This is a genomic window from Kitasatospora sp. NPDC001539 (assembly GCF_040298565.1).
In the GTDB taxonomy this organism is placed as follows: Bacteria; Actinomycetota; Actinomycetes; order Streptomycetales; family Streptomycetaceae; genus Kitasatospora.
On sequence record NZ_JBEPAK010000029.1, the window covers coordinates 1 to 21234 of the forward strand.

At 75.9% G+C, this 21234-nt stretch carries 20 protein-coding genes and 1 pseudogene; 12 read left to right on the top strand and 9 right to left on the bottom strand.

What is annotated here, in order from left to right:
* Positions 1 to 43: 43 nt before the first annotated feature.
* Together ABT247_RS07875 and ABT247_RS07880 are read right to left on the bottom strand one after the other, a co-directional pair.
* Positions 44 to 619: a GNAT family N-acetyltransferase gene (locus tag ABT247_RS07875; protein ID WP_350739634.1), complete on the bottom strand. Its 576-nt coding sequence runs from the start codon at positions 617 to 619 to the stop codon at positions 44 to 46.
* Complete coding sequence (locus ABT247_RS07880; RefSeq protein WP_350739637.1) at positions 613 to 1968, bottom strand: ATP-grasp domain-containing protein; 1356 nt, start codon at positions 1966 to 1968, stop codon at positions 613 to 615. The genes ABT247_RS07875 and ABT247_RS07880 overlap by 7 nt, the downstream gene beginning before the upstream one ends.
* A gap of 238 nt (positions 1969 to 2206) precedes the next feature.
* Between ABT247_RS07880 and ABT247_RS07885 the strand changes: the two genes are divergently transcribed.
* Positions 2207 to 3226, top strand: a complete 1020-nt coding sequence (locus ABT247_RS07885) for an NUDIX domain-containing protein (RefSeq protein WP_350739640.1) — start codon at positions 2207 to 2209, stop codon at positions 3224 to 3226.
* 37 nt (positions 3227 to 3263) lie between these two features.
* Here the strand turns inward: ABT247_RS07885 and ABT247_RS07890 are convergent, their stop codons facing one another.
* The 3 genes from ABT247_RS07890 to ABT247_RS07900 are packed head-to-tail and all read right to left on the bottom strand — an operon-like array spanning position 3264 to position 6008.
* Positions 3264 to 4016: an FAD:protein FMN transferase gene (locus tag ABT247_RS07890; RefSeq protein ID WP_502892407.1), complete on the bottom strand. Its 753-nt coding sequence runs from the start codon at positions 4014 to 4016 to the stop codon at positions 3264 to 3266.
* Positions 4017 to 4045: 29 nt separating this feature from the next.
* Positions 4046 to 4588, bottom strand: a complete 543-nt coding sequence (locus ABT247_RS07895) for an FMN-binding protein (RefSeq protein ID WP_350739646.1) — start codon at positions 4586 to 4588, stop codon at positions 4046 to 4048.
* Positions 4589 to 4640: 52 nt separating this feature from the next.
* Positions 4641 to 6008 carry a ferredoxin reductase family protein gene (locus ABT247_RS07900; RefSeq protein ID WP_350739648.1) on the bottom strand — a complete coding sequence of 456 codons (1368 nt, stop codon included), beginning with the start codon at positions 6006 to 6008 and terminating at the stop codon, positions 4641 to 4643.
* Between the two features lie 243 nt (positions 6009 to 6251).
* Between ABT247_RS07900 and ABT247_RS07905 the strand changes: the two genes are divergently transcribed.
* Complete coding sequence (locus ABT247_RS07905) at positions 6252 to 6971, top strand: response regulator transcription factor (RefSeq protein ID WP_350739651.1); 720 nt, start codon at positions 6252 to 6254, stop codon at positions 6969 to 6971.
* 83 nt (positions 6972 to 7054) lie between these two features.
* Positions 7055 to 8512, top strand: a complete 1458-nt coding sequence (locus tag ABT247_RS07910; protein ID WP_350739728.1) for a sensor histidine kinase — start codon at positions 7055 to 7057, stop codon at positions 8510 to 8512.
* On the opposite strand, the gene ABT247_RS07915 is transcribed toward ABT247_RS07910, so the two are convergent.
* On the bottom strand, positions 8487 to 9512 hold the full coding sequence (locus ABT247_RS07915) for a GlxA family transcriptional regulator (RefSeq protein WP_350739654.1): 1026 nt from the start codon (positions 9510 to 9512) through the stop codon (positions 8487 to 8489). The genes ABT247_RS07910 and ABT247_RS07915 overlap by 26 nt on opposite strands.
* A gap of 243 nt (positions 9513 to 9755) precedes the next feature.
* Here ABT247_RS07915 and ABT247_RS07920 point away from each other — a divergent pair, with 243 nt between their 5' ends.
* Positions 9756 to 10346: an isochorismatase family protein gene (locus ABT247_RS07920; protein WP_350739657.1), complete on the top strand. Its 591-nt coding sequence runs from the start codon at positions 9756 to 9758 to the stop codon at positions 10344 to 10346.
* A 164-nt stretch (positions 10347 to 10510) separates the two neighbouring features.
* Here ABT247_RS07920 and ABT247_RS07925 read toward each other — a convergent pair whose 3' ends face one another.
* Positions 10511 to 11356: a serine aminopeptidase domain-containing protein gene (locus ABT247_RS07925; RefSeq protein ID WP_350739660.1), complete on the bottom strand. Its 846-nt coding sequence runs from the start codon at positions 11354 to 11356 to the stop codon at positions 10511 to 10513.
* A gap of 193 nt (positions 11357 to 11549) precedes the next feature.
* Here ABT247_RS07925 and ABT247_RS07930 point away from each other — a divergent pair, with 193 nt between their 5' ends.
* On the top strand, positions 11550 to 12353 hold the full coding sequence (locus tag ABT247_RS07930) for a mechanosensitive ion channel family protein (RefSeq protein ID WP_350739663.1): 804 nt from the start codon (positions 11550 to 11552) through the stop codon (positions 12351 to 12353).
* Positions 12354 to 12412: 59 nt separating this feature from the next.
* Here ABT247_RS07930 and ABT247_RS07935 read toward each other — a convergent pair whose 3' ends face one another.
* Positions 12413 to 12766 (bottom strand): DUF6401 family natural product biosynthesis protein, encoded by a 354-nt coding sequence (locus ABT247_RS07935; RefSeq protein ID WP_350739666.1) that lies wholly within the window; start codon positions 12764 to 12766, stop codon positions 12413 to 12415.
* Positions 12767 to 12910: 144 nt separating this feature from the next.
* Between ABT247_RS07935 and ABT247_RS07940 the strand changes: the two genes are divergently transcribed.
* From ABT247_RS07940 to ABT247_RS07960, 5 genes are all read left to right on the top strand, one after another.
* On the top strand, positions 12911 to 13837 hold the full coding sequence (locus ABT247_RS07940; RefSeq protein ID WP_350739669.1) for an LLM class F420-dependent oxidoreductase: 927 nt from the start codon (positions 12911 to 12913) through the stop codon (positions 13835 to 13837).
* A gap of 60 nt (positions 13838 to 13897) precedes the next feature.
* On the top strand, positions 13898 to 14599 hold the full coding sequence (locus ABT247_RS07945) for an AAA family ATPase (protein ID WP_502892406.1): 702 nt from the start codon (positions 13898 to 13900) through the stop codon (positions 14597 to 14599).
* Between the two features lie 154 nt (positions 14600 to 14753).
* A complete protein-coding gene (locus ABT247_RS07950; RefSeq protein WP_350739672.1) occupies positions 14754 to 15716 on the top strand; it encodes a zinc metalloprotease in 963 nt (320 codons plus the stop codon).
* A 129-nt stretch (positions 15717 to 15845) separates the two neighbouring features.
* Positions 15846 to 16307 (top strand): universal stress protein, encoded by a 462-nt coding sequence (locus ABT247_RS07955; RefSeq protein WP_350739675.1) that lies wholly within the window; start codon positions 15846 to 15848, stop codon positions 16305 to 16307.
* Positions 16308 to 16364: 57 nt separating this feature from the next.
* Positions 16365 to 17213: a DNA-formamidopyrimidine glycosylase family protein gene (locus ABT247_RS07960; protein WP_350739678.1), complete on the top strand. Its 849-nt coding sequence runs from the start codon at positions 16365 to 16367 to the stop codon at positions 17211 to 17213.
* On the opposite strand, the gene ABT247_RS07965 is transcribed toward ABT247_RS07960, so the two are convergent.
* Complete coding sequence (locus ABT247_RS07965; RefSeq protein WP_350739681.1) at positions 17161 to 17796, bottom strand: nucleoside/nucleotide kinase family protein; 636 nt, start codon at positions 17794 to 17796, stop codon at positions 17161 to 17163. The two genes, ABT247_RS07960 and ABT247_RS07965, sit on opposite strands and share 53 nt — an antisense overlap.
* Before the next feature lie 175 nt (positions 17797 to 17971).
* Between ABT247_RS07965 and ABT247_RS07970 the strand changes: the two are divergent.
* Positions 17972 to 18536, top strand: a pseudogene (locus ABT247_RS07970) (Uma2 family endonuclease).
* Between the two features lie 83 nt (positions 18537 to 18619).
* The gene (locus ABT247_RS07975; RefSeq protein WP_350739687.1) at positions 18620 to 21226 is read left to right on the top strand and encodes a SpoIIE family protein phosphatase; all 2607 of its coding nucleotides are present in this window, start codon (positions 18620 to 18622) and stop codon (positions 21224 to 21226) included.
* The last annotated feature ends 8 nt before the right edge of the window (positions 21227 to 21234 follow it).

Here is a 21234-nt window from a genome sequence, read left to right on the forward strand (position 1 = left end):
GTCAGCGCCCCGGGCCGCTGACGACCGGGCCGCGAGCCCGCCGTCAGCCGAGCCGCGGCGGTGCGGTGCCGAGCTCGTGGACCTCCGCGGCCGGCGTGCGGCGCACCGGCACCTCGAGCAGCGCGCCCGACCGCACGCCTTCGACGATCCGCACCAGCCGCCAGCCGTTCGCCCGGTAGTAGGCGTGCAGGGCGGTGTTGTCGCTCCAGGCGTTGGCGCGGACCAGCTCGGCGCCCGCCCTCGCCGCCCGCCACCGGGCCCAGTCGGTCAGGCGCGCTCCGATGCCCCGGCCGGCGTGGCGGCGGTCGACCGTGAAGCGGCTGACGTAGTGGGCGGGCCGGGCCAGCTCCTCCGCCGTCCAGAGTCTGCTGCTCCCGGTCGGCCGGACCGTCAGGGTGGCGATGGGCGGCCCCTCGGGCTCCAGCATCGCCACCACGGTGGCCCGGCGCTCGATCGAGGCGAGGGCGTTCTCGGCGTTCAGGGGCGTCGACCACTGCGTCGAGCCGTGCTCGCGGCCGATCCAGGCCGCCGCGTCCGCGCGCAGCGCCGCCAGCCGGTCGAGGTCGGCCGGTACGGCGGCGCGCAGGTACAGCGGGGCGGGCGCCGCCGGCGTCAGCACGGCTCGAAGGCGAACCGGGCGCGCAGCGCGTCCACCAGCCGGCGGCCCACGGGGTTCAGCGTCGTGCCGTCGGCCGTGGTCAGCGAGTAGCGGGTGACGATCCGGCCGAGCGGTGCGCCGGTGTGGACCACCGTGCCGGCGCCGGGCAGTTGGAGCAGCACGCAGTCGTCCGGCCCGCACTCCAGCAGGCCGAGGCCGTCGCCGCAGCGGTGCAGCCCGCCGTCCTTGAGCCGGTGCAGCCCGCCGACCGGCGCGGTCGTGAGCCGGGCGGTGGGGCCGGTGTGCGGGACCAGCAGCTGGGTGCCGCCGACCGGGTCCAACCGGGCGGGGGAGCGGGTGGCGTGGCCGTACCGTTCCAGCACGTGCCGGAGGGCGGCGGGCACCGCCCGCTCCGCCAGCTCCAGCTCGCCCAGGAGCCATGTCGAGCCCTGCATCCGGCAGTTGAGCTCCAGGAGCAGGGGGTTGCGGTCCTCGTCGAGGACGAAGCCCGCGCCGAACAGCCCCCGGTAGCCGAGCCCGGCGAGCTCCGCGCCGATCCGGGCCACCGTCGCATCGGCCCGCTCCAGTGCCCGCGGGGGCAGCGCGGCGGGCGCCTCGAAGTCGCAGCCGGCGTAGGCGCCGAACGGTGTGCCGAGGCCGTCGACCCGGGTGAGCTGGACGGAGGTGCGCAGCACCGAGACCGCGCCGTCCACCGACACCAGCCCGTGCACGTTGATCGCGGTGCCCTCGGTGTAGCGGCTCACCAGCCACCGCTCGGCCGGGGCGAGGCGGCGCAGGTCCTCCTCGCCGCGCACCAGGTACGTGCCCTGCCCGCTGGAGCCCTGCGGGGCCTGCACGACGTACACCTCGCCGAACCGCCGGCCCAGCGCCCGGTGGTCGAGCTCTCCGACCACGGTGTCGGGCGGCGTCGCCACCCCGATGGCCCGGAACCACTCGCGCTGGGCGACCTTGTCGTTCAGCACCGGCAGGGCCGGGGTGGGATGCGGCGGCACGACCCGGGCGCCGAGCTCCGCCAGGGCCGCCTGCCAGGGCGCGTGCAACGCCAGGTAGGAGTGGAGGCCGAACTCGCGCCCGTGCCACGCCCGGCCGGTGCGCTCGGGGAGGCGGCGCAGCAGTTCGTCGATCCCCGGACGGAGGCCCAGGTGGTCGCGGACCCGGGTGGCCGCCTCCAGGGAGTGGAACTCGACACCGAACTCGCCGGCCCAGTCCGCGTCGGCGGCCTCGACGCTCAGCACCGTCGACAGGCAGCCCGCCCGCAGCAGGGGAAGCACGACCAGGGGCCGACGGCTGACGGAGAGCCCCGGCCGGGTACGCAGACGGTCGATCGCTTCGTCGTAGGAGGTGATCACCACGCGATTATGGGGACGCCCGGCGGGCCGCCGCGGCATCGCCGTCGCTGCGTGCGCGACCCGCCCAGCCCGCGCCGGGTGGCGACCGGGTGCATGTCACCCGCGAGGTGGACCACGCTGGTTGACGCGGAGTCGGCCCCGCTGCCGGCGGGCGCCCCCGTGACGGGGCGAAAGGGGTTCGCGCCGCCGGGCCGGAACGCCACAATGATCCCGTCGGACACGAGCGTGGGGGGCACAGGTGGGGTGGCTGCTGGGGATCGGCGGGGCGCTGCTGCTCGGGGTGGTGACCAATCTGGTCTACGACTTCGTGAAGTTCGGCGGGTCGCGGCTTCCCCTGGCGCGGGTGCGGCGGGCGCACCTGTCGGCGGGGGCGCGGGCGCACGACGTGGGCGCGGACGGGTTGGTGCCGCTGATCACCTGGTCGGCGGCGCGGCCGTTGACGCCGGGGTCGCTGGTGACGCGCTACGAGGGGCGGCTGCGGCGTCCGCACGTGCTGGACGGCACGGATTGGGCCGAGGAGGTGGCGCGCCAGCGGGCGGCCGGGGCGGCGGGGCGTACCGCCTACATCACGCGGTTGACGGTCGATCACGGTGAGCACAGCGCGGCGCGGGTGTGCGAGGTGGGCATCGCCGAGAGCGACTACGCCGAGTGCATGGCCACCACCCGGCTGGGGCGGGAGGACCCGCGGGCGGGCCGACTGCTGCGGGAGGCGCTGGGGCAGGGGCTGACGGCGTTCGTCGCCGTCGCGCCGCCGACGATGGTGAGCGCCTGCGTCGCGGTACGGGACCGCGCCGGGCGGCTGTTGCTGCTCCGCCGTTCGCTGGCCGTCAACACCTTCCCGGCGCAGTGGACGGTGGGGATCAACGAGACGATGAAGTACCGCGACGAGCCGGGCGCGGCCGAGGACTTTCACGGGCTGGTCCACCGGGCGCTGGAGGAGGAGCTGGGCCTGCTGCCGGAGGACGTCGGGCCGCTGGTGATCGGCTGGCTGGGCTGGAGCGAGCGGGCCTCCTGCTACACGCTGGTCGCCACCGTCCGGGCGCGCCTGGACGCCGCCGAGATCGACCGGCGGCGCGAGGCCTGCCACAGCACGTTCGAGCACGACATGGCGGCGTGGGTGCCGTTCACCCGCCGGGTGGTCTCGGCGCTGGTGGAGGGCGGGGAGTGCCCGGACGGTTCCCGCCGGTGGTCGTACCTGGCGCCGCTGGTGGCGCGGGAGGCGTGGCGCGCGGCCCAGCAGGAGCGCGCCAACTGGTGACGCCGGCCGATCGGGCGGCGTGGCGGGGGCGGGCCGGTCAGCGCGTCGCGAGGTGCCAGTCGGCCGGGCCGGACGGCGGGAGGTGGGCCGGCAGGCCGGGTGTCCAGCGCTTCGTCCCGTCCGGCAGCACGGCGAGCGCCTCGACGCCCGGTCGGCGGGCGGCCCAGGACAGCGCCCGGTCGGGGCCCATCGCGAAGGCGGCGGTGGCCCAGGCGTCGGTGCGGGCGATGCCGGTGCCCGGGGCGCCGACCAGGGTGAGGGAGGCGAGGCCGTCCGCCGGGCGGCCGGTGTGCGGGTCGAGGATGTGGGTGCCGCGCTCGGCGGTGCCGGAGGTGGCCACCGCGAGGCCCTCGCCGCTCAGGACGGCCGTGAGGCGGTCGGACCGGTGGGGGTCCGCGATGCCGATCCGCCAGGGGCCGCCGGAGGTCTGGACGTCCCCGCCGCCGCTGACGCAGTACTGCCGGGCGCCGCAGGCGTGCAGCAGCGCGGCCGCCTCCGCGACCGCCCAGCCCTTGACCCAGCCGCTCGGGTCGAGCCGTCCGCCGGGCCGCTCGGTGAAGTAGCCGTCGGTCTCGGCGGCCACCTCGCGGCAGGCCGCGAGCACCGTCCGGACCTCCGGGTCGCAGTCCTGGACGGCCAGTTCGCCGCGCCCCAGCCGGCTGATGTCGCTGTCCGCCCGGTAGGTCGAGAAGACGGCGTCGATCCGGTGCAGCCGCTCGACGATCCGCCGCAGCGCCCCGGGTGTGTCCGGGCCGGGGTCGCGGACGGCGATCGAGAAGACGGTGCCCATCACGGGCTCGGCGTGGCGCAGCACGAGGCTCAGCCCTTCGCCCGGTCGAGGGCGCTCTGCAGCGAGCGGACGTAGCCGTCACTGGTGTAGGTCGCGCCGCTGACCACGTCGATCTGGGCGCTCTGCGCGGAGATCGCCTCCTGGTTGAGGAGGGGCAGGGCGCTGCTGTTGATCTCGAGGTCCCGGCGCTCCTGGCTGGGGTACTTGACCACGTCGACGGCGGTGAGCCGGCTCCCGGAGAGGGTGATCTGCACCTGCACCGGCCCGTAGCGGGTGTTGACGGTGTCCCCGCTGACCTTCCGGGTGGCTCCGCCGGAGGCGGCCGGCGCGGGGGAGGCGGAGGGGCCGGAGGCGCCGGCGGCCGAACCGGACCCGGACCCGGACCCGGAATCGGAACCGGAACCGGAGGACCCGGAGCCGGAGGACCCGGAGCCGGAGGACCCGACCGTGCCCGACGACCCGGATCCGGAGCCGATCACCGGCGCCGGCCCGGAGGCCTCGTGCGGTTTGAGGGAGAGCAGCAGCACCACCCCGGCAGCGGTGGCGGCACTGGTCACGACGGCTCGACGCATGAGCGGGACAACTCCTCGGGAACGAAGGGGGACAGGGGACGGCCGGCCGGGTTCAGAAGACGAAGGACTCGCGGTGGATGCGCCCGGCCGGCACCCCGGCCGCCCGCAGGGCGCGCACGGCCTCCTCGGCCAGCAACTCCGGCCCGCACAGGTACACGTCGTGCTCGGCGAGGTCCGGGACGAGTCGGCGCAGGGCCGTTCCGAGGTCCCCGACCTGCTCCCGCGAGCCGAGCAGCTCGTGCACCGCCGCGCGGCGCCGCCGGGCGACCTCGGCCAGTTCGGCCCGGAACAGCACGTCCTCGGGGCGCCGGGCCCGTTGGACCAGCGTCACCCGGCCCGGCAGCGTCTCGAACAGCGCCCGGAGCGGGGTGATCCCGACGCCCGCCCCGAGCAGCAGGACCTTGCGCTGCCGCTGCCGCCGCCCGGTGAACGCCCCGTACGGTCCCTCGGCCCGCACCCGGGTGCCCGGGCGCAGTCCGGCGACGGCCGCGCTGTGCCCGCCGAGGTCCTTGACCGTGAACCGGAGGAACTCCGGGTGCGGCGGCGCGGAGAGCGAGTACGGGTTGGCGGCCCAGCGCAGCCCGGGGGCCTGGAACTGCAGCCGGAAGAACTGGCCCGGTTCGGCGCGGAGTTCGTCCAGCCGCCGACCGGACAGGAACAGCGACACCACCCCGGCGCCTTCCGGCCGCACCTCGGCGACCCGCAGTCCGTGCCGCCGGTCGAGCAGCCAGGGCCGCAGCAGGCGGAACCAGCCGAGCAGCGCCGCCGTGCCGAAGTACAGGGCGTACCAGGCGGCCTGGCCGGGGCCGCCGCCGAGGTCGGCGCCGGTGGCCAGCTGGTGGGCGAAGGCCAGGGCGACGGCGAGGTAGGTGGCCAGGTGGAGGTAGTACCAGGTCTCGTACGAGAGGCGCCGCCGCGCCGCCCGGGCGGACACGGCGCCGGTGCCGAGCATCAGCAGGGTGCCGAAGGTCGCCTTCAGCATCTCGGGGTAGTGGAAGACGATCTCCACGCCCTCGCCGACCAGCCCGCGCCCGTCGGTGAGCGCGTAGCCCCAGACGACCGTCAGCACGTGCACCGAGACCAGGGCCACCAGCCACCGCCCGCCGAAGGCGTGCCAGCGGGCAAGCCGGTCGGCGCCCACCCCGCGCTCCACCGGCGGAAGCCGGGCCATCAGCAGGAGCAGCACCGGCGCCGCGTACCCGGCGAGCAGCCCGGTGATCCGCCCGGCACCGGTCAGCCAGCCGGCCGCGCCGACCACGGACGGCGTGTTCAGCCACCACAGCCCGAGCACACCGAGCGTTCCGGCGGCGATCAGGGCGAGCGCCGCCCGGGGCGGCAGGGCGAGCGGCGGGCGCGGCACCGCCCGGTGGCGCGGGCCGGCTGCACCCGGTAGGGACTTCGGTGCGGTGGCAGTGGTCATCGGATCCTCCTCGACTCCCGGCGGCGGCGCGGCCCCGCCGAGGCGCTCCACGATCGCACCGCAAGCTCTGAGCTCCCTCTGAAGTACGTCGGCCCGCTCTCTCTGCGAAGGGGATCCGTGCAGGTCGGACCGGGCTGGCAGGTGTACGAACCGTGCTCCTGGATCTCACCGGTTTCTCATGGCGGCGGGCCAGAATGAACGCCGCCCCGCCATCGGGCCGCCGCCATCGAGTCGAGGAGCACCATGGACGACACCGGCACCGACCGCCCGGACTGGCGCGTCCTGGTCGTCGACGACGAACCGGACGTGGTCGAGGTGGTCTGCGGAGCCGTGCGCTACGAGGGCTGGCAGGCGCGCGGCGCGACCAGCGGGCTGGAGGCCGTGCGCCAGGCGGTGGACTGGCGCCCGCACGCCGTGGTGCTCGACATGATGCTGCCCGACCTCGACGGCCTGGAGGTGCTGCGCCGCGTCCACGCCGGGCAGCCCGAGGTGCGGGTCCTCTTCCTCACCGCTCGGGACGCCCTGGAGGAGCGGATCGCCGGCATCGCGGCGGGCGGCGACGACTACGTGACCAAGCCGTTCAGCCTGGCCGAGGTGGTGGTCCGGCTGCGCGGACTGCTGCGCCGCGCGGCCCCGCCCGCCGGGCCGCGCCCGGTGCCCGAACACGCGCTGGTGCTCGGCGACCTGGTCCTGGACGACCGGGCGCGCGAGGTGACCAGGGGCGGCGAGAGCATCGAGCTCAGCCCGACCGAGTACGCGCTGCTCGCGCACCTGATGCGCCACCCCCGGCAGGTGCTCAGCAAGGCGCAGATCCTCGACGCGGTCTGGTCGTACGACTTCGGCGGCCAGGCGCACATCGTGGAGCTGTACATCAGCTACCTGCGCAAGAAGCTGGACGCGGGCCGCAGCCCGATGATCCACACCGTGCGCGGCGCCGGTTACCTGATCAAGGCCGCGCAGTGACCCCGGCCCGGAGGCCGCGCCGCACGCCGAAGGCCGGCACGCCGATCGTCGGCACGCCGAAGGCCGGTACGTCGAACGCCTCTCTGCGGTACGCCCGTTCGCTGCTGCCCCGGACGCTTCGGGCCCGTCTGATCGCGGGCCTGCTGGTCCTGCTGGTGGTCACCTGCGCCGCCGTCGGCTTCGCCACCACGGCCGCCCTGCGCCACTTCCTGGTCGACCGGCTGGACCAGCAACTCGCCGAGTCCGGCGGCCGCTACGCCGCGAGCCTGGAACACGCCGGTACGGGCGCCGCTTCCGACACCCGGGCGCAGACCCCCGGCACCCTGGGCGTGCGACTGGTGGGCGGCCGCGTCACCGCCGCCGGCGTGGTCGACGGCGACGCTGACGACGGCGACGACGACCCCAGCGGCGACGACCGGGTCACCTTCACGCCCGACCAGGAGCGCTCGCTCGCCGCGCTTCCGGTCGACGGCCCCGCCCGCACCTTCGTCCCCGGCGGGGCGCTGGGCCGTTACCGGGTCCGCGCGGTGGCCGGGCGGGACGGCGACGTGCTGGTCTGCGGGTTGCCGCTGCGCCCGGCCGAGGACACGGTCGCCCGGCTCGAGGCCCTGGAGCTGACCGTGTTCGCGGTGGCCGTCGCCGCGGCCGGCGCCGCCGGAGCGGTGTGGGTCGGCTGGTCACTGCGCCCGCTGCGCCGGGTGGTGCGGATGGCCGAGCGGGTGAGCGCCCTACCGCTCGCCAGCGGTGAGGTGATGCTCGCCGAGCGGGTGCCGGACGACGACCCGCGCACCGAGGTCGGCCGGGTCGGCGTGGCGCTCAACCGGATGCTCGGGCATGTCGGCGACGCGCTGGCCCGCCGGCACGCCGTGGAGGAGCGGCTGCGCGGGTTCGCCGCCGACGCCAGCCACGAGCTGCGCACCCCGGTGGCGACGGTGCGCGGCCACGCCGAGCTGGCGCTGCGCCACCCCGGGGAGGTGCCCGGGCCGGTGCGGCACTCGCTGGAGCGGATCGACGCCGAGACGCTGCGGATGGGCGCGATCGTCGAGGATCTGCTGCTGCTCGCCCGCCTGGACGCGGGGCGGCCGCTCGCCGCGGACGAGGTGGACCTGACCCGGATCGCGCTCAACGCCGTCGCCGACGCCCGGGCGGCCGGCCCGGACCACCGGTGGCGGCTCGCCCTGCCCGAGGAACCGGTGCTGGTGACCGGGGACGAGCACCGGCTCAGCCAGGTGGTGGCCAACCTGCTGGCCAACGCCCGTACCCACACGCCGCCCGGCACGGGCGTCGAGCTGGCCCTGCGACCGGCCGCCGGTCAGGTCGAGTTGCAGGTGGCGGACGACGGACCGGGGATCGCACCCGAGGTGCTCGACAGGGTCTTCGAGCGCTTCGTCCGGGGCGACCGCGCCCGCTCGCGCGCCACCGGTTCGACCGGGCTCGGCCTGGCCATCGTCCGCGCCGTCGTCCAGGCGCACGGCGGCACCGTGACGGTGGCGAGCCGGCCCGGTCGGACGGTGTTCACCGTGCGGCTGCCGGCGGCGTGACGGTGCGGAAGCGCTGCCGGTAGTCCGTCGGCGTGGTGTCCAGCCGACGGCGGAAGGCCCGCACCAGGGTGTCGGTGGTGCCGAACCCGCAGGCGGCGGCGATGCGTTCGAGGGTGTCGTCGGTGGACTCCAGCCGGTGGCGGGCGAGTTCGACCCGGGCCGACTCGACGTAGGCGCTCGGGGTGGTGCCCAGCTCGGCCTTGAAGATGCGGACCAACTGCCGTTCGCTGACGTGCGCGTGGGCGGCGAGGTCGGGCACGGAGAGCCGGCCGGTGAGGTTGCGCCGGATGTGGTGGCGCAGCCCCTCGATCCGCCGGGTGGCGGAGACCGGCTCCAGCGGGACGCTGAACTGGCTCTGGCCGCCCGGCCGTTTGAGGTACATCACGAGCTGCCGGGCCACCCGCAGGGCGAGTTCCTCGCCGAAGTCCTCGGCGACCAGGGCGAGCGAGAGGTCCAGGCAGGCGCTGATGCCCGCGCCCGTCCACACCTCGCCGTCGCGGATGAAGATCGGGTCGGCGTCGACCTCGATCCCCGGGTACTCGGCGGCGAGTTGGCCCGCCGTCGACCAGTGGGTGGTGGCCCGCCTGCCGTCCAACAGCCCGGCCGCGGCCAGCAGGTGGGCACCCACGCAGACGGACGCGACCCGGCGCGCCCGGGCGGCCAGCGCGCGGACCCGCTCGACCACGGCCGGGTCGGTGAGCGCCCGCACCCGGCCCTCGCCGTCGACCTCGACGGAGCCGGGCACCAGCAGGGTGTCGATGGGACGCTCGGCGGCCTGGTCGAAGGTGAGGTCGGGCAGGATGCGCACCCCCGCCGCGGTGGTGACCGGCCCGGGGCCGGCCGCGGCGAGCACCACCCGGTAGCCGCTCCCGTCGTCGGTCTCCCGGCGCACCAGCGAGAACACCTCCGGCGGGCCGGTGACGTCCAGCAGGTCGACGCCCTCGAACAGGACGATGACGATCAGCAGCTGCGCCGCCGTGCTGCTCCCGGTGGAATCCACTGGACCGGCCCCCCTGTGTCTCGTTGTCGGACTCCCCGTCGGACTCGCCCTCGGAGTCGCCCTCGGAGTCGTCGCCCTCGGAGTCGTCGTCGGAGTCGCCGCCCGATCCGATGTCCGATCCGATGTCGGAATCTGCATGTTAGGCGACATTGCCGCCGTGCCGAGGCCGCCCGTAGCGTTCCGGAGGCAGGCCGCACCCGGCGTGACCTGCCGAACCCCGATCCAGCAGAAGGCGGTACAGCCATGCCCACCACCACCCTGCGCGCCCTCACCGGCCTGGACGAGAAGCCCGCCGTGCTCGGCTCGTCCACGCTGATCCTGATCGACTACCAGAACACCTACACCCGCGGCGTGATGGAGCTGACCGGCTGGCGGCAGGCCCTCGACGCGGCCGCCGACCTGCTCGCCCGCGCCCGGGCGGCCGGCGCCACCGTCATCCACGTCGTCAACGACGGCGGGGAGGGAACCCCGTACGACATCCGTGCCGAGATCGGCGCGATCCACCCCGACGTCGCCCCGGTGGAGGGCGAGCGGGTGGTGGTCAAGCAGGCCCCGGACGCCTTCGTCGGCACCGAGCTCGGCGCCCTGGTCGACGCGGCCGGACACCAGGACGTGGTGATCGCCGGCTTCATGACCCACATGTGCGTCGCCTTCACCGCCGCCGGCGCCTTCCTGCGCGGCAACCGCCCCACCGTCGTCGCCGACGCCTCCGCGACCCGGCCGCTGCCCTCCGGCGGGGCCGAGCTGCCCGCCGAGCAGGTCCACCGCGGCGCCCTGGCCACGATCGGGGACCTGTACGGCGTGGTGGTGGAGTCGGCGGCCGAGCTGGGCTGAGCCGGTCGGCGCCCGGCGCCGGTGCGATCCGGCCCCGGCCCCCGGCCCCGGGCGCCAGACGCGCGGTGAGCGGCCGGTGCCGGACGGCGGACCGACGCGCCCCGGGCGGCGAACGGCCGCGCCCCGTACGGCGAACGGCCGTTGCCCCGGACCGGCCCCCCCGCTCAGCCGTCCGACGGCAGCATCGGGGCGGTCCGCGGCTGCCGGGGCAGCGGCAGGCCCAGTGCCTCCCGGGAGGCGGGCGGCAGCGCCAGCGCCGAGGCGGCCTCGGCCGGCAGCGGGCGCAGACCCAGCAGTGCGGTGGCGAGACGGGTGGTGGCGCGGTGCCAGTCGGGGATGCGCTGGAGCATGGCGTGGCCGCTGCCGGTGACGGTGTAGCCGCAGACCCGGGCGCCGGCGGCGCGGCTGCGGGCGGCGAAGGCCCGGGTGTCGGCGGGCGGGGTGACGGTGTCCCGGTCGCCGTGCAGCAGCAGGACGTCGCGGCCGGCCAGGTGGTCGCACGGGTCCCCGGCGGGGCACCACGGGGCGAGTGCGATCAGACCGGTCACGGACGGGTGGCCGCCGGCCCGCAGGGCGGCGCGGCCGCCCATCGAGTGGCCGATCAGGACGGTCGGGACCGGGCCGAGCAGCGCGGCGGCCTCGTCGAGCGCGGCCAGCGCGTCCCGGGCGGCGTCGGCGCGCTCGCCGTTCCAGCCGCGGTGGCGGTAGCGGACGGTGCCGAGGGCGATCCCGGCGCCCGCGGTGTCCCGTTCGAGCGAGCGCAGGAAGCCGTGCATCCGCAGCAGGGGCAGGTTGAGGCGTCCGGGCCGGGCGAGGTTGTGCTCCTCGCCGCCGTGCAGCACGAGCACCGCGGCCTGCACCTCCGCGGGCCGTGCCCACCACCGCAGCACCCGGTGCGCGGCCGTACCGGTGCCCGGGTCACGGCCGGTGTCCGCGGCACGAGCGGCGTCGGTGCCACGTCCTGCGCCGCCGGTGTCCGTGCCGCTGCCGTCCGCGCCGGTTCCGATCACCTTCGCACCCCTTCCCGCCCCCGTGGCCGGTCCTCCGGACCGCCACTGTACGCGGGCGGACGGCGGGAGTGTTCACCCGACGGAACCATCGCGCACACCGGGCGCGCGCAGCCCGGGCGGGGTGCTGTTATCCACGAAGGGTGGGGGACAGCAGGCGCCGTCGGTGGCGCCGCGTCACCGAGTGGAGGACTCCGTGGCTCAGCAGCTCGCACTGTCCGTCGACTTCGGGTCGGGCTTCACCCAGGCCTGGTCCAAGATCGCCAAGGTCATCCCGCAGTTCCTCGCCTTCCTGGCGATCCTGGTCATCGGTTGGTTCGTGGCGAAGGCGATCGCCCGGGTACTGGACCGCGTGCTGCGCCGCGTCGGCTCGGAGCGGGTCGCGGAGAGGGCCGGGATGGCCCGCTACCTGGCCGGTTCCAAGTACGACATGACCGGCATCATCTGCAAGATCGTCTACTACGCGATCCTGCTGATGGCCTTGCAGCTGGCCTTCGGCGTCTTCGGCCCCAACCCGATCAGCGTGATGATCCACAGCATCGTCGCCTGGCTGCCCCGGGCCATCGTCGCCGTCGCGATCCTGGTGGTCGCGATGGCCATCGCCAACGGCGTGCGCGACATCGTCGGCAACGCGCTCTCCGGCGCCTCGTACGGCCGCACCGTCTCCACCGTCGTCTGGGGGTTCATCGTGGCCCTCGGTGTGATCGCGGCGCTCGGCCAGGCCGGGATCGCCACCGCGATCACCGGGCCGGTGCTGATCGCGGCGCTCGCCACCATCGCCGGTGTGGTGGTGGTCGGTGTCGGCGGCGGCCTGATCATGCCGATGCGCCAGCGCTGGGAGCGGTGGCTGGACAGCGCCGAGCAGGAGACCGCCCGGCTGCGCGGTTCCGCCTACCAGGCCGGTCGTGCCGACGCGCTCGGCAACCAGCCGGTCCGGCCGACCACCCAGGCGGGCCCGGGCAACCCGCCGACCCCGGGCATCGACCCGGGCCGGAGCTAGATCCCGGGCGGCGCGGGCCGGGTCCGGCCGGACGGCCCGGGCCCGGCGGTCCGGGTGGCTCAGGCCTCCAAAAGGCCCTGCTCGCGCACCAGCCAGCAGATCGCGGTCAGCCGGGTGACGGCGTAGTCGTACCCCACCGGCTCCCGCCAGCCGATCTCGGCGAGCGCGTCCAGGAAGCCCAACGCGTAGTCCGCCAGTTCCTCACGGTCCAGGGGCCGGGGCGCGAGCTCCGGCCCCTGCGCGTACAGCAGCTCCCGGAGCATCGCCGCGTGCTGGTCGACCGCGGCGACGAAGCCGGGCTCGAAGGCGAACTCGGCCAGCCGCGGCGTGAAGGAGGCCACGATGCCGGGCAGCGGACAACCGGCCGGGCCGTCGGGCGAGGGCCGGAACGATTCGTCGGGGGTCGCGAACATCCGTCCACGGTAGGCGAGCCGCCGAGCGGGGGAGCCGGCCCGAGACGCTTCCGTGCTGAGACCTTGGCCACGCTCGGAACGTTCCGTGGCGCGGTCCGTTCCCTGCGCTCACGAACGCCGGTGGTCCGTACCACAATGGTCCGCATGGATCTCCGCATCTTCACCGAGCCCCAGCAGGGCGCGAGCTACGACACCCTCCTGAAGGTCGCGCGCACCGCCGAGGAGCTCGGCGTCTTCAGCGCCTTCTTCCGCTCCGACCACTACCTGAAGATGGGCGACGTCGACGGCCTGCCCGGTCCCACCGACGCCTGGATCACCCTGGCCGGCCTCGCCCGCGACACCAGCACCATCCGCCTCGGCACCCTGATGACCGCCGCCACCTTCCGGCTGCCCGGCGTCACCGCGATCCAGGTCGCCCAGGTCGACGCGATGAGCGGCGGCCGGGTCGAGTTCGGCCTCGGCGCCGGCTGGTACGAGGCCGAGCACGCCGCCTACGGCATCCCCTTCCCCAAGGAGAAGTTCGGGCGGCTGGAGGAGCAGCTGGAGATCATCACCGGGCTGTGGCGCACCAAGCTCGGCGACACCTTCGACTTCTCCGGCGAGTACTACACCCTCACCGACTCGCCCGCGCTCCCCAAGCCCGCCCAGGAGCGCATCCCGGTGCTGGTCGGCGGCAACGGCCCCAAGCGCACCCCGGCGCTGGCCGCCCGCTTCGCCGACGAGTTCAACCTGCCGTTCGCCTCCGTGGCGGACACCGCCGCCCAGTTCGGCCGGGTCCGCGAGGCCGTCGAGCGGGCCGGGCGCTCCGCCGACGAGCTGGTCTACTCCAACGCCCTGGTCCTCTGCGTCGGCCGGGACGACGCCGAGGTGGCCCGCCGGGCCGCCGCGATCGGCCGGGAGGTGGACGAACTGAAGGCCAACGGCCTGGCCGGCACCCCGGACGAGGTCGTGGAGAAGATCGGCCGGTACGCGGCGGTCGGCAGCAGCCGGGTCTACCTCCAGGTGCTCGACCTGGACGACCTGGACCACCTGGAGCTGGTGGCCGCCCGGGTCGCCCCGCAGCTGGGCTAGCACCGGCGTCCCGGCCGCCCCCGCCTGCCCCTGACCACGGGCCTTTACTCACCCTTGGGAATGCGCCATGCTCCAGGGGAGCAGGAGAACGGCGGGGGAGGGTCGGTGGCCGGGACACGAACGGCGCGGGCGGCGGCGTCGGCGGTGCCGTCGGTGCCGCCGCCCCGGGCCACCGACGGCCGGGCCCTCCGGGCCGGCCTGCACGAGCTGCGCGGCCCGGGCCCGACCGCCCTGCACTACCCGCCCGGTGACCTGCTGGTCGTCACGGGCCTGCCCGGCAGCGGCAAGAGCACCCTGATGCGCCGCAGCGTCCGCGCCCCGCTGGTCGACTCCCAGCAGGTCCGCGAGGAGTACGCGGCCCGGCTGCCCGGCCGCCTCCCGTACGCGCTGTACCGCCCGCTCGCCCGGATCGCCCACTACCGCCGGCTGCGCCGCGCCGTCCTGGACGGCGGCCCGCTCGCCGTGCACGACTGCGGCACCCTCCCCTTCGTACGGGCGTGGCTCATCCGCACCGCCGCCCGGCAGGGCCGTCGGGTGCACCTGCTGCTGCTCGACGTCGACCCGGCCGAGGCCCTGGCCGGCCAGCGGCGCCGGGCCCGCGGCGTCTCGCGCTACGCCTTCGCCCGGCACCGGGCCGCCGCCGGCCGGCTGCGCCGACGGCTCCTCGGGGCGCGGCGGCCGCCGGCCGGCTGTGCGTCGGCCGTGGTACTCGACCGGAGCGCCGCGCGCGCCCTACGGGTGATCGACTTCACGGCGTCGTAGTCTCGGCGAATCCGCGCCGGGCGCCGCCGCCCGCCGCACCCGGCCGCCGCACCCGACCGCCGTGCCAGCCCGGTCGTCGGTGGGCGGTCGCCGAGGGGCCGGCCCGCCGGCGCGGGCGACACCCCGTCACCTCCCTCGCCTGACAGGAGCGCTGATGCGCCGTACCGCCCGGGTGCGCTCGCGTGCCCCCCGCCTGTTCCCCTGCGCCGCCGCGCTGGTCGCCGCCGCCGGACTGAGCCAGCTCGCCGCCCCGGCCCCGCACCACGCCGCGGCCGCGGCCGCCGTCTGCGACGGCGCCGACGCCGCCGCCCGGAGGCCGGCGGGCAGCCAGGCCGGGAAGGACCCGAACGCCGTCAGCGCCGCCGAGGCCCGGGCGATGCAGGCGGACCTGGCCGGCCGGCTCGCCGCGCTCGGCTCCGCGCACGTCCCGCTGGCCTCCGCCCCGACCACCGTTCCGGTGTACGTCCACGTGATCCACGCCGGGGACGCCGGCCGGCTCGACCAGGGGGCGGTCCTCGCCCAGATCGACCACCTCAACGCCACCTACGGCGGCCAGGGCGAGGCGAACACACCCACCGGGTTCCGGTTCGAGCTGGCCGGCACCGACTGGACGGACGACGCCGGCTGGTACCGGGGCATGACCCCCGGCTCCACCGCCGAGCAGGCCATGAAGAAGGCCCTGCACAAGGGCGACCAGGGCACGCTGAACCTGTACACCGCCCACCTCGGGCAGTCCCTGCTCGGCTGGGCGACCTTCCCGAACACCTACCGCTCCGACCCCACCGGCGACGGCGTGGTCGTCCTCGACGACTCGCTGCCCGGCGGCCCCGCCGTCCACTACAACGAGGGCAACACCGCCACCCACGAGATCGGCCACTGGCTGGGCCTGTTCCACACCTTCCAGGGCGGCTGCCTGGCCCCGGGCGACTACGTGGACGACACCCCGCCGGAGCGCAGCCCCGCCTACGGCTGCCCCGAGGGCCGCGACACCTGCCCGGCCCCCGGCCTCGACCCGATCCACAACTTCATGGACTACAGCTACGACTCCTGCATGAGCAGGTTCACCCCCGGCCAGGCCGAGCGGATGGCGAACACCTGGGCGGCGTACCGCAGTTGATTCGACGGTGGGCCTCGGGGCCGCGTCCGGTCCGCCACGCGGCCGCGCGGCGGACACCGGCCGGACGTCCGATACGGCCCGTCCCGGGGGTGATCGGGACCGGCAGGAGCAAACCGAAGGAGACACGTCATGAGTGCCAAGCCCCGGATCGTCGTCGGTGTGGACGGCTCGCCCGCCTCGGAACAGGCGCTGCGCTGGGCGGTCGAGTACGCGAAGGCCGTCGGAGGCGCCGTCGACGCGGTCACCGCCTGGGAGTACCCCGCCTTCTACGGCTGGGGCGGCACGAGTGCGCCGGCCGAGGTCTACAACCCCGAGGACGTCGCGGGCAGGACGCTCGCCGACAGCGTCGCCAAGGCCGTCGGCGCCGAGCCGGGCGTGCCGATCAGCGAGAACGTGGTGCCGGGGAACGCCGCCGGGGCCCTGCTCCAGGCCGCCAAGGGCGCCGCGCTGCTGGTGGTCGGCAGCCGGGGCCTCGGCGGCTTCTCCGGCGTCCTGCTCGGCTCCGTCAGCCGCCACCTCACCGAGCACGCGCCCTGCCCGGTGGTCGTGGTCCGCGAGGGCCAAGGCCTCACGGGGGACAAGGCCGAGTAGCCCCCGGACGCAGGGGCCGGCGTCCCGCCGGGCCGCCACCCGGACCACAATGGAGTCATGCCCGAAGGTGACTCCGTCTACCGCGTGGCGGCCCGGCTGCACGAGGCCCTCGCCGGACAACTGCTGACCGCCGCCGAGCTGCGGGTGCCCGCGCACGCCACCGCCGCACTCGCTGGCCGCCGGGTGCTGGAGGTCGTCCCACGCGGCAAGCACCTGCTCACCCGCCTGGAGGGCGGCCTCACCCTGCACACCCATCTGCGGATGGACGGCCGCTGGGAGTTCTACCGCACGGGCGAACGCTGGAGCGGCGGCCCCGCCTGGCAGATCCGCGCCCTCCTCGGCACCGAGCGGGGCACCGCCGTCGGCTACCGGCTGCCCGTCGTCGAACTGCTGCGCACCGCCGACGAGGACCGCGCCGTCGGCCACCTCGGCCCCGATCTGCTCGGCCCCGACTGGGATCCGGTCGAGGCCGTCCGCCGGCTCCTCGCCCGCCCCGGCCGCCCGCTCGCCGAGGCCCTGCTCGACCAGCGCAACCTGGCCGGGATCGGCAACGTCTACGCCAACGAACTGTGCTTCGTGGCCGGCCTGACCCCGTGGACCGCGGTCGGCGAACTCCCCCACCCCGACCGGCTGGTGGAGCGCGCCCAGCAGATGCTGGAGGCCAACAAGCTGCGCTCCGGCCACATCACCACCGGCGACACCCGGCCCGGACACCGGCACTGGGTCTACGGCCGGGCGGGCCGGCCCTGCCCGCGCTGCGTCACGCCGGTGCGGACCGGGCGCCAGGGCGACCCGCCGCTGGACCGCGCGGTGTTCTGGTGCCCCTACTGCCAGCGCGGCCCGGCCCCGGCCGTCACGTCCGCTCGACCAGGGCGGGGTGGCGCGGGTCGTCCACCCGGACGGTGACGTCGGCGGCCTCGGCCGGTCCGGTCTCCGCGTCGTAGCGGGCGAAGGCGGGCAGCGTCCACTGCTGGTCCGCGGGGGTGCGGCGGGCCAGCGCGGCCGGGCTGAGCGCGAGGTGCACGGTCAGCTCCAGCGGCAGCCAGCGGCCGAGCAGCAGCGCGCCGTCCAGCACCAGGACCCCGCCGGGCGGGAGTTCGGTGTAGGGGGCCCGGGTGGAGCGGTCGGTGGCCGGGTCGCGCAGTGAGGGCAGCACCCGGCCGCTGCCGCCCGGTTCCAGCGGATCGAGCACCTCGCGCAGCAGGGCGCCGTCGTCCAGCCAGAGGTCGTGGAAGGCGTCCGCGTCCTGGTGGCCGTACTCCAGCCGGATCGACGCCGGGCGCAGGAAGTCCGCGGCGGAGACCCGCAGCGCGGGCCGCCCGCGCAGCCGCAGCGGCTCCACCAGGGCGTCCGCGAGCACCTCGGGCCGGGCGGCCGCGGCACCGTCCACCGCGACCCGCAGCCACCGCTTGCCGGCGCCGGGCAGTGCGGTGATGCGGTCGGCGAGCAGTTCGGCCAGCTTGTCGGGGGAGATCGGGCGTACCTGCACCAGGCCATCCTGCCGCCTCCGTCCCACCGCCATGCGAGGACCCCTCGAAAACGGCGCCGCCGCGCGCCCGGGAGGGCGGGTGGACGGCTCGCGAACCATCCGGGGCGGCGACTGCGGCTGTACTAAGCTGTGGCGCACAGCACAGGCCTGCCCAGGAGACCGGGGGAGGTACGCCGTGACGGCCGAGATGACCGCACCCGAGTGGATGCACCGGCAGATCACCAGTGAGCAGTACGACTCCTGGACCGAGGAGCAGTGCGCGGGCATCGAGATCGTCGACGGGATGGTCGTCGTGAGCCCGAGCGCCTCCAAGCGCCACCACCGCATCGCGCGCCTCCTGGCGAACGCCCTGGACGAAGCGGGCGGCGAGGACTGGAACGCCGACACCGACTTCGACGTGCGGCTGCAGGACGTACCGCTCAACAACCGGCGGCCGGACGTGGTGGTCTACCGCGCGGACAGCATCGACGAGTCGCCGACCAGGCCGGAGCACGTGCTGCTGCTGGTCGAGGTCGTTTCGCCGGGCTCGGAGACCACCGACCGGGTGGTCAAGCTCGACCAGTACGCCACGGCGGGCGTCCCCTTCTACTGGCGGGTCGAGCAGGCGGTCGCCCGGGTGCCGATCGTCCACACGTATGTACTGGACGCCGCGAGCCGGTCGTACGAGGCGGGCGAGGTGTTCGGCGGGGTCGTCAAGGCCGTTGCCCTACCCCGTGGAGATCGACCTCTCCGGGCTCTGACCCCGGTCGGCGGTCGGCGGAGGGGCGGCTCGGGCCGCCGGGCTCGCCTTGACAGTGCTCCGGGGCGGACGTAGCAAGGGAGCATGCGCCATCCGCAGGCGACCGGCGGGGCCGACGAGCCGGTCCGCGCGGCGGTCCCGGAAACGCTGCCGGCACCGGTCCTGGACCAGGAGCCGGAGGCGGGCTCGGGCGTGGTCCGGGAGCCGGGCGCGGAGACCGGTGCGGAGCCGGGTCCGGGGGTGCTGCCGGAGGCGGTGGACGAGCGGGACGAGCTGCTGGCGAAGGCCGTCCGTCAGGTGCTCGGGACCACCGGGGCGTACGGGGCGATGGTGTACCTGCGGTCGCGGGACCACCGGTCGCTGGTGCTGCTCACCCTCGCCGGGGTGCCGCTGTCGATCATCAGCCCGTTCCGGCGGATCGCCGCCGCCGGGCCGCTGCCGGTCGCGGTCTGCTTCCGGACCGGGCGCACCATCGCACTGGCCGACACCGAGGACGCCATGCGGCGCTTCCCCCAGCTCGCGGTCGGGCTGCCGTACGACTTCGTCTCCGCCTGCCTGCCCGTGGAGCACGGCGGGCAGCGGTTCGGGGTGCTCAGCGTGCTGTGGCCCGCCGGGGTCGAGGGGGCACCGGCCCGGGAGTCAGCCCGGCTGGAGGCCGTCGCCGCCCGCCTGGGCGCGGGCCTGGACAGGTTGGCGGAGGCCGGGCGACTGACCGAGCCGTCCGGGGACGCCGCCGTGGTGGAGGTGCCGCCGCCGTCCGCCCCGACCACCCGGGTGGGGCTGTTCGACTGGAACACCACCACCGGCGCGCTCGCCGCCGACGCGCTGTTCCAGGAGATCTTCGGCTTCGGCCCCGGTGAGTTCGACGGCACGGTGGGCTGCCTGACCCGCCGGATCGCCCCCGGCGACGTGCCCGGGTTCCGGGCGGCGGCCCGGACCGCCATGGAGCGGGGCGAGGTGCTGGCCGCCCGGGTGCGCGTGCTCGGGGCGGACGGCCGCCCGTACCCGGTGGAGCTGTGGGCCCGGGTGCCGGGCGCGATCGCCGACGGCCGGACCCACCTGGTCGGCGCCGTGCTGGACGTCCGCACCGTGACCGCCGCCGCGGCCGCCGTCGAGCGGATGCGCGAGGGCGTCTTCGCGCTCGACCCGGACGGCCTGATCACCTACGCCAACCGCGCCACCGAGCCGCTGCTGCGGGCCGACCGGGACGAACTGGTCGGCCACCACCCGTGGGAGGTGCTGCCCTGGCTTGCCGACCCCTTCTACGAGAACCGCTACCGCGCCGCCCTGCTCTCCCAGCAGCCGACCGCCTTCCTGGCCGCCCGCCCGCCGGGCGGCTGGCTCGCCTTCTCGCTCTACCCCGACGCGCACGGCGTCACCGGCCGGGTGGTCGCCGCCGAGTCCCCGCCGGGCGCGGACGAACCGCCCGCCGCCCCGCCACCGTCCACCGCTGCGACCGGCGTCGGCGGCACCCTCCACCTGCTCCAGCTCGCCAGCGCCCTCACCGAGGCCGTCACCGTGCGCGACGTGTGCCGGGCGGTGGCCGAGGAGATCCTCCCGGCCTTCGGCGGCCAGGAACTCGCCATCTACACGGTGCACGAACAGCGGCTGCACCTCGTCTCCCAGTCCGGCTACCCGGACGGCTTCCTGGACGGCTTCGAGGGCACCCCGCTCGACGCCCGGGTGCCCGGGGCGGAGACGCTCAGCACCGGAACCCCGATCTTCTTCGAGTCGGTGCACGAACTCGCCGCCGCCTACCCCGGTCTGGCCCTGGACGAGATGGGCGCCTGGGCCTTCCTGCCGCTGCTCGCCTCCGGCCGTCCGGTCGGCAGCTGCATCCTCGGCTTCGACCGCCCGCACGCCTTCACCCTCGAGGAGCGCGGCCTGCTCACCGGCCTGGGCGGCTTCATCGCCCAGGCGCTGGAGCGCGCCCGGCTCTACGACGCCGAGTTCGCACTGGCCCGCGGCCTGCAGCAGGGGCTGCTGCCGCACCGCCTCCCCCAGGTGCCGGGCGTGCGGATCACCGCCCGCTACCTGCCCGGCACCCAGGGCATGGAGATCGGCGGCGACTGGTACGACGCGATCCTCACCGGCGCGGACCTCACCCTGGTGATCGGCGACGTCGAGGGCCACAGCGTCGCCGCCGCCGCCGCGATGGGCCAGCTGCGCAGCGCGGTGCGCGCCTTCGCCAGCGGCGGCGAGCCGGTCGACCAGGTGCTCGGGCGCACCAACCGGCTGCTGCTGGACCTCGACCCGGGGCTGCTCGCCAGCTGCTGCCTGGTCCGCCTCACCCCCGCGGACGGCACCGTCCGGGTCGCCCGCGCCGGGCACCTGCCGCCGGTGCTGCGCCACCCGGACGGCCGGGCCGAGGCGCTGTACGTCCCCGGCGGGCCGCTGCTGGGGGTGGACGGAGCAGCCGCCTACCCGGCCAGCGAGCTGCGGCTGCGGCCCGGATCGCTGCTCGCCCTCTACACCGACGGCCTGGTGGAGGACCCGGCGCTGGCGATCGACCAGGGGGTGGACCGGCTGCGGGCGGCGCTGGCGCACGGCCGGCCCGGGGAGGATCCGGAGGAGCTGGCCGAGCGGTTGCTGCGCGAGGTCGGCTCGACCGGCCGGGTGGACGACGTGGCGCTGCTGCTCACCGCCTACCGACCGGCGACTTTCGTCGATGCGCCGGGCGACGAAGGGTGACCGCGCCC